This window comes from Chlorogloea sp. CCALA 695, assembly GCF_003003885.1.
Lineage (GTDB): Bacteria > Cyanobacteriota > Cyanobacteriia > Cyanobacteriales > Chroococcidiopsidaceae > Aliterella.
The window spans coordinates 1-6,101 of the sequence record NZ_PVWN01000113.1; the positions used below are offsets into that span (position 1 = coordinate 1).

At 43.6% G+C, this 6,101-nt stretch carries 5 protein-coding genes; 4 read left to right on the plus strand and 1 reads right to left on the minus strand.

The annotated features are described in order from the left end of the window. The first annotated feature begins 280 nt into the window (after positions 1-280). The 3 genes from C7B70_RS24740 to C7B70_RS24750 all read left to right on the plus strand — a co-directional run bounded on the left by C7B70_RS24740 (position 281) and on the right by C7B70_RS24750 (position 4,377). Positions 281-1,120 carry a sulfite exporter TauE/SafE family protein gene (locus tag C7B70_RS24740; protein ID WP_106371552.1) on the plus strand — a complete coding sequence of 280 codons (840 nt, stop codon included), beginning with the start codon at positions 281-283 and terminating at the stop codon, positions 1,118-1,120. Between the two features lie 396 nt (positions 1,121-1,516). Further along, on the plus strand, positions 1,517-3,814 hold the full coding sequence (locus C7B70_RS24745) for an ATP-binding protein (protein WP_106371553.1): 2,298 nt from the start codon (positions 1,517-1,519) through the stop codon (positions 3,812-3,814). Positions 3,815-4,014: 200 nt separating this feature from the next. After that, positions 4,015-4,377, plus strand: a complete 363-nt coding sequence (locus C7B70_RS24750; protein ID WP_146134171.1) for a hypothetical protein — start codon at positions 4,015-4,017, stop codon at positions 4,375-4,377. A 163-nt stretch (positions 4,378-4,540) separates the two neighbouring features. Here C7B70_RS24750 and C7B70_RS24755 read toward each other — a convergent pair whose 3' ends face one another. Next, positions 4,541-5,482, minus strand: a complete 942-nt coding sequence (locus C7B70_RS24755) for a response regulator (RefSeq protein ID WP_106371555.1) — start codon at positions 5,480-5,482, stop codon at positions 4,541-4,543. Between the two features lie 87 nt (positions 5,483-5,569). On the opposite strand from C7B70_RS24755, the gene C7B70_RS24760 reads away from it, so the two are divergent. Then, a complete protein-coding gene (locus C7B70_RS24760) occupies positions 5,570-6,055 on the plus strand; it encodes a hypothetical protein (RefSeq protein WP_106371556.1) in 486 nt (161 codons plus the stop codon). The last annotated feature ends 46 nt before the right edge of the window (positions 6,056-6,101 follow it).

The following is a 6,101-nucleotide window of genomic DNA, read 5'->3' on the forward strand; positions in this document are numbered from 1 at the left end:
GTGCAGGATTGTGAACATTAGGAGTCGCGCTTAAGGCGATCGCCAATTACTATAAATTGTGTAAACCATCATTGCGGCAGAGACAAAACCTTTGGTGGGAACTGCCCTCAAACTTTTAATAGCTTGAGGGTTTCTCTTTGTCCCCCATTGGGCGACGTTCAAATGCAACTAAGGCGCTTTCAAAATGATTTGCTACTGATGGTAGGACATAAAGTAGCAATTAAACGGAAAACTAATTTCACTCTCGTGGTAGATTGAGCCAAAAGTTTGAGCAACTTTCATGACTAAGAAGACCAGTTCGTTTAGTAGCAACCTGCAAGAGCGTCGGTTCCGACTGGCTTTTCTTTACGCCGTGCCGATTAACTTGTTGGGCGGTCTGATTGGTCTAGGTGGTGCTGAGTTCCGGTTACCAGTTTTAGCTAGTCCTTTGAGATATCCGGCACGTCAGGCTGTACCGCTAAATCTAGCTGTCAGCATAGTCACACTAGCAGCGTTCTTGGTAATAGGGAGTAACACGCTTTCATTGAGTCCAGTCGTCCCTTTTTTGCCAGTGCTATTGGCACTGATCTCTGGAGCGGTTATAACTGCCTTTTTCGGTGTAATTCTGGCTGGACGGCTCTCAAACGAGCAGTTAGAGCAGCTGATTCTGGTGTTGCTGGTGGTAATTGGGCTGGCTCTGATTGTTGAGGGCTTTCTTCCTCAAGAGATACCCGGACTATTACCCGCAGCGCTCCTGTGGCGCGTTGTAGCAGGCATACTGTTTGGTCTGGCGATTGGTCTTGTGAGCAGTCTCCTTGGAGTAGCTGGCGGCGAGCTAATTATCCCCACACTTGTCTTCGCTTTTGATGCTGACATTAAGACGGCAGGTACAGCTAACCTCTTGGTGAGTTTACCAACCGTAATAGTGGGTATTATCCGGTACGCTAGTCGTGGAGCATTTGCCGACCAACGCGCTCTGGCTGATACTGTTGCACCAATGAGCTTAGGATCGGTAATTGGTGCAATTGTTGGTGGGATGCTTGTTGGGCTTATCCCAGCTTCCATCTTGAAGATTGTACTCGGCTTAATCTTAAATATTTCCGCATTCCGAACCTTTCGTAGCATCAACTCTGCCCCTTGAGCGCAGCATAGCTAATTCCAGTGTTATATTGCCCCTCATAGGCGTAAATGTAGCGAAGCTGCGATTTGCCGCCACGCAATAGCTAAAATTCTTACTAAACAAGCATTTTAGAAAATTTTTGGAATTCAATATTTCCACATTTTTCAAGCAGAGAAACTTTTCTGGAAGCTCTGCCATGGGCAAGTTTCAGGGATCGTATGGCGGTTGAATCTAGCTTCGCTACCCCTTTATCAGTGAGGTTGCTGGAATACGGCATTCTGACTGGCTCGAAGGATTGTGATTACCTTAATTCCGACCTAGAAAGATGTCAAATGGATTTTATATGGCGCAAGACGAGATATTTCAGTCTTTTATGGGAATACTTAGTTTAGCATTACGCTTCATCCATACAGGAAAATGAGTTATCTACTTACTTCTGAACTAACTTCTGCTCAACAGTCCAATTTTCCTGAGTGTTACGAGGAACCGATCCACACACCGGGGTGCATTCAGCCCCAGGGGATACTCCTGGTTTTAAAAGAACCCGACTTCACCGTGGTGCAGGTAAGCGGTAATACGGCGGCTTTTATTGATATCGAGCCATACGAGCTGCTTGGAAAAAATTTAGATACAATACTTGATTCTCAGCAAATCAACTACTTAAGAGATTGCCTATCCTACGACAATTTGCAAGACGTAATTCCTCTTGAAATTACCTTGCAGGTTCAGGTCAAAGAGGGATTACAAGCTTTTAATAGCAACATCTACCGTGTAGAGGGTGTGCTAATTCTAGAGATGGAGCCTTCCATGCCTTGTGAGGACATCCGTTTTTCCAGCATCTACTATTTGACCAAGACGACTGTGTCTATACTCCAAAACACTGTAAGCCTCGAGAAACTCTGCCAAATTGCTGTTAAAGAACTACGGAGGTTGACCGGTTTTGATCGGATTATGATGTACCAGTTTGACGAAGAATGGCACGGAACTGTAATCGCTGAGGATCGGGTAGAGAGCATCGGCTCCTTCCTAGGTCTGCACTTTCCGGCCACCGACATCCCTGAACGGGCGCGCAAACTGTTTAACCTCAGCAGAGTGCGGTTGATAGAGAATGTCAACTCTGTACCGGTACCCATCATTCCTGCCGACAATCCCGTCACCGGAACACCGCTTGATTTGAGCTTATCCACCCTCAGAAGTGTCTCGCCTATCCACGTTGAGTACTTGCAAAACATGGGAGTCGCTGCCTCTATCACCATAGCGCTCACCAAGAAAGGTAAACTGTGGGGACTGGTTGCCTGTCATCACCGATCTCCTAAACGGGTACCTCACGAAACTCGTGCCGTCTGCCACTTTATTAGTCAGGTTCTGTCTTTAGAGGTGGCAGCCAAGGAAGACATTGAGGATTACAAGTATCTCATGAATTTGAAGTGTTCCCAAACCAAATTTGCCGAGTATATGTCTCAAGAGGAGAACTTCACCGACGGTTTGGTCAAGTACAAGCCCAACCTACTGAACCTGATTTATGCCAAGGGCGCGGCTTTGTATTTCAACAACCATTGCACTCTACTCGGAGAAACTCCTAAAGTAGCAGAAGTTGAGCGCTTGGTTAATTGGTTAGATAAACATTCCCACAATGAGATATTCTGCACAAACTCGCTACCACGGCTGTATGAGGAGGCTAAAGGCTTCAAAAATGTGGCTAGCGGTTTATTGACAGTGCGGCTCTCCAAGGAGCAGAAAAACTATATACTGTGGTTTCGCCCGGAGGTCGTCCAGAATGTGAACTGGGGAGGCGACCCCAACCAACCCGTCAAAGTAGAGGAGGGCGACCTACGCCTGCACCCACGCAAATCCTTCGCACTGTGGAAAGAGACGGTTCAGTTAAAGTCCCTGCCCTGGAAGCAATGCGAGATTGATGCGGTTGGCGAACTTAGAAGCACGATCATTGTTGTTATGCTACGCAAGGCGGATGATGTGGCGAAGTTGAATGTAGAAATGCAAATTGCTTTGGATAAAGAAAAGGAACTGAGCGAACTCAAATCCCATTTTGTCACGATGACCTCCCACGAGTTTCGCACTCCCCTAGCCACTATTTTATCTTCTGCTGATATACTCCAAAAGTATAGTCACAAGCTGCGTGAGGAGCAAAAATTTACCCATCTCCAGCAAATTCAAACAAGTGTTAAGCATATGACTCAACTTTTGAATGATCTGCTGTTATTGGGTAAAGCCGCAGCGGGGAAACTACAATTCGAGCCAACACCAGTGGACTTGATTCGGTTCTGTCAAGCTCTGGTTGAAGAATTAAAACTCATCAATGACAGCTACACAATCACCTTTGCAAATCAGGGTAACGGCACCACTGCTTACATAGATGAAAAGCTGCTGCGACATATTCTAACTAACTTGCTTTCCAACGCCATCAAATACTCATCCCCAGGTGGTACTGTCCATTTTGAGCTTATTTACCAAGCGGGGGAAGTGAGTTTCCACATTCAAGACCATGGTATTGGCATTCCTCAAGCAGACCAAGCCCAACTATTTGAAGCCTTTCATAGAGCTAGTAATGTCGGCACAATTTCCGGCACCGGACTGGGGCTAGCTATTGTCAAAAACTCTGTCGACTTACACGGTGGCACCATCATAATTGCTAGTGAGGTTGGAGTTGGCACAACGTTTACAGTCACGATTCCATTAGGGGTCGAGCCGAGATAGCTGTAAAAAAGTGCCACTTACCGAAGCCTCCATGGATGCGCGGGGGTTTTGAGTAGTACAAGCAGATATTAACCGAGCAAAATGGACTATGGCGCTCAATCTAGAGATAGTAATTCTTTTTAGCGAAGTGGCACTAAATTACTTGGATCTCGGCTCAACCCCTGATCGCTCCTACTAATAAATCATCTCTTAATCCAGTGTTGGTCTACTTGTCCCAGTTAAGCGTTTCTTCGCGGCGAACAATGCGAGGGGCGCTGAAAACCATAGCTCAAATAGTTAGTGGAGGAGAGTTAGACGCAGTTAGCTTTCCTTGGGCAGAACTCAGGTATCAGCATACTCAAGCTATTTACACGCGATTGAGCGAAAAATACGCATTTAGCAATGCTAACAAAATGATGGCTGGACTAAGTCGAGTGTTGGAAGAAGCGTGGAAGCTGGGGCAAATGTCGGCGGAGGACTATCACCGTGCAATCACCATTGAACGTAAAACAGGGCAAAGGTTATTGAAGAGTAGGGCTTTAAGCATAGGAGAAGTACAGGCTTTATTTCATGTTTGCGCCTAAGACTCGTCGCTGAAGGGTAGCCGTGATGCAGCGTTAATTGCAGTGGTGTATAGGACGGGTTCACGGCGTTCTGAGGTAGTATCAATAAATCTAAATCTTCCCACGACTAACTTTTTTAGAATAAAAGCCACAAATACAAAATTGTGCCTTTTATTTGAAGCAATTAATTTGGGGTCTCTTTTCTGGAGGGTAGCTCTAAGACAATATCTGCTTTAGTTGGTGAGTAATTTAGCAGAAGGAGAAGGGCTTTAGTTCTTTCATCGAGAGACTGTGCGGCTCCTAAGTAGGCATACTTATCATTAGTTCTTTCCTTCCAACGCAAGTATAAGTGAATGCCATAATTTTTAAGATCCCCGGAAATAAGTGTTGCCTTGACAACTCGTTCCTCGATAAACCCTTGTTCAAGAGCAATTAAAGGCATTTTAGCTTCGTCAAAGCCTAACTGCTGATAAACTTGCACAGCTATTTCTTTTCTAGTCTCTTGCTTTTCGATTTCGACACATTCTTGAGTTTCCACGTCATATTTGAGATCGCTTAGTTCCTCAAGATCGAAGCCTTCCATGAGCCGACGCATAACTCGTAACTGTTTATCAGTTGGCAACTGCCTAACAATTTTATAGGCAACACTTTCCGTTACTTGTTGACTTGTCGGGTCAGAAATTAAACTATTAATCCGCTTTGCTTGCTTAGATTCTGAAGGCTTGGATAGTTGTCTACTTTGTTTATTAGCAAGATAAGCTTTGTCAATAGCTTCTTCTAATTCATCAATTTCAATAGGCTTCACTAAAAAAGCAGAAACTTTTTCTTTTATAGCTTTTTGAAAATTGAACGTGTCGGCATAAGCAGAGATGATAATTGAACTTATAGATGAAATACCTCTATTATTTAATTCCTCAATTAAGGTTAGCCCGTCCATTTCAGGCATCCGAATATCGACTAACGCAATGTCTACCTTAAGCCCAGTGGATATCTTATCTAGAGCTTCTTGACCATTCAGAGCAAAAGAAAACTCATATTTTTCATTTTTGATCTCTCGCTTGAGAACTTGATTAATAACTCGTTGAAAATTTACTTCGTCATCAACTAATAAAACTTTGATTGCCATAGGTAGATTAAATAGAGTAGACTAAAATATCTCAAGGGTTTGACTAGATTAAAAAAGTCTGAGCTTTAATTCAATTTAACAAATTGAATGAATTTTTACTTATTACTTGTTAGCACAATTTTAATGTGCTTAAGTTGGAGCTATCCCCTTAGTGCAAATATTTCTATTGTGGAAGTAGATAAGGATTTATTTAAACAAGCACAGTACAACCGCGAACTAATCAATCATATTACAGACCATAAAGGTTTAGTAAAACTTCCTAGCCAAAATAATAATTGCTGTGACTATTCTAACAAAACTAACACCCGTAGAGAAGTAATTACTCAACAAATTCCGCCTATCCCATTAGGAACTTTAGAACCAGAGCCAATTAATCCATCTCCAATACCTGACACGCTACCAAATACCGATACTTCAATACCTTTAATTGTTCCAGAGCGATCGCCTACTCCTCCACAGCTTGCACCCATCGTAAGCCCGAAAATAAAAGTAAATAGGATTGAAGTAAACGGAAGTACGGTTTTCTCCCCGGAAGAATTAGCGGCGTTGCTGAATGAACAGATGAATAGTTAAACACGATAAGGGACAGGCACATCACCAAACTTGAGGTAATGAATTA

Excerpts from the sequence above, each read along its gene's own strand:
- C7B70_RS24760 (WP_106371556.1), top strand. The coding sequence starts at position 5,570 with ATGAATTTTTACTTATTACTTGTTAGCACAATTTTAATGTGCTTAAGT.
- C7B70_RS24740 (WP_106371552.1), top strand. The coding sequence starts at position 281 with ATGACTAAGAAGACCAGTTCGTTTAGTAGCAACCTGCAAGAGCGTCGG.
- C7B70_RS24755 (WP_106371555.1), bottom strand. The coding sequence starts at position 5,482 with ATGGCAATCAAAGTTTTATTAGTTGATGACGAAGTAAATTTTCAACGA.
- C7B70_RS24745 (WP_106371553.1), top strand. The coding sequence starts at position 1,517 with ATGAGTTATCTACTTACTTCTGAACTAACTTCTGCTCAACAGTCCAAT.